1 protein-coding gene and 1 pseudogene are annotated in these 1,888 nt (G+C 32.5%); both read right to left on the bottom strand.

The genetic code is table 11. From position 1 onward, the window contains the following. Positions 1–522 precede the first annotated feature (522 nt). Positions 523–642: pseudogene (locus AB7942_RS30455) on the bottom strand (helix-turn-helix domain-containing protein); the annotation flags it as partial. A 43-nt stretch (positions 643–685) separates the two neighbouring features. After that, positions 686–1,171, bottom strand: coding sequence for a DUF2975 domain-containing protein (locus AB7942_RS30450; RefSeq protein WP_369449784.1), 486 nt, complete (start codon positions 1,169–1,171; stop codon positions 686–688). Positions 1,172–1,888: the final 717 nt, after the last annotated feature.

Raw genomic sequence — 1,888 nt, 5'->3', positions numbered from 1 at the left:
ACCAATTACGTGCCTCTTCAATATTACGTACAGGAATAAAAACTGTCCCGATTTGATTTAGTATAGGATTCATAAATACCTCCAATAAATATGACATTGAATTACTAATTTTATCAATTCGTCGATAGGTCTCTTTTTCCCTTTTCTTATTGTACTAAACTGCCTAGTTAGCACAATAAAAAAAGCTGCATTGATGGTAGCGGGTTCTGTTTTGAAGTACAAAATGTCAATTAACAAGCTAATTAACAATATAATACGCATCTTAATTAGCACAACATTTAACAACAAAAAACCAAGGGAATCAGAATAAAGGGTTCCCTTTTGAGGTGCAAACATTGCAAATCACATCCTATTTTTTGTCACTAATATCAATGCAATTCTCAATGGAATACTCAGAGTAAATAACATCAATAAACACAAAGAAGGGATAGCTTAAGGGCTATCCCTTAAATTTTCTATCGACTCCCGTTAGTTAAATAAATTTGTTGTCTGTTTTTAATAAGTGTCTTCGTCGCTTTTGTACTACAAAATATCACCTGGCTGACAATCCAAAGTCTTACATATCGCTTCTAATATTGAAAAACGAAACACTTTTTCTTTCCCATTTTTCATAATGGAGAAATTAGTCATAGTAATTCCAATCCCTCCGAAAGTGGCACCTAGTTAATTAAATTTTATCAAAACATTAATCATTTTTTGGTTTTAATTCAAGGACGTTTTTTAATGGCCTTTGAAGTACATCCACAATGGCTGCAATGATACTTGTTGCTAAAATACCCATTAGACTTAGTGATATAGGACCTGCTGGGTCGTCTCCTGTGATTTTAGAAATCACCTTTAAGCTTATTATCATTAACACAATGAAAAAAATGGCTGTTAAAGCACGTTTTTTTATAACCTTCAAAGATTTAAGAGATAACTCGGAGAAAGCGTTGTTCCTTTCGATATAGGTTAATAGTTTATATACTTGATACAGCGTAAAAGAAAATGTAATACAGATTCCATACGCACATACTAAAAGGGGATATAGCGAGTAATCCCCACCTGGATGTGCTTTTACATCTCTAATGGTTAACACAGGCATCCAATAAATACACAAAGTAAGCACTGCAATTCCAGCCAGAAAAATAATTACTTTTAAGAAAGTAGTTGAACCTCGTTTAACATTCATTTAAAGCACCTCACTTATTTAATGACAACATAGTTTTAGTATATTATATATTGTTTTACAATAAATTAGTATTGTTTTTTATTATATTATTATTGTTATCGAAATATCCTTTTAATTTTGACAAAAATAAAAAGCAGAAACATATCAACCGCTTCGCTCTCACTGTATTTTGTATATTCCGCATATGTTTTTACGATAGCTCGTACACGTTCCGATACAAGTCTACATTGCCAGCATTGTTGTTTTTGCTTAATAAGCTTCAATAATCATCGTCCTCCACAATCTAAAAATTACCGCTCAATTAACACACCTTTTAACATCTTTTTAGCACACCTTTTCGAGGTTGTCTGCTGAACAGCAGATACTTGCTAATTAGTATGCAAATTGGTATGTTAATTTGATTGTTAAAATCGCTATAACCCTTTTATATCAATAAAAAAGCAGTACCAATACTGATGCGAATTGTAGCGCAAATTGTTTTGTTTTTTTGAGTTTTGTACTTCAAAACCGAACCCGTTACATTGATGGCAGCTTGTTCTTCCAATCTTGTACCCATTAGTTGAAGAAGGAATTTTATTAAAAAATCACTCCCGAACTTCAGTTACATTAACCCCTTCTAATTTTACATCAAAGGTTAGTGTGACAGGACCCTCTGGTGGATTATGGGGACCTGTGTAAGTGTCATATTTAACCTTTATCGTAAAATCAAATTGACCA

This window comes from Neobacillus sp. BF23-41 (assembly GCF_041106275.1).
This window is presented reverse-complemented; position numbering and strand designations above follow the sequence as displayed.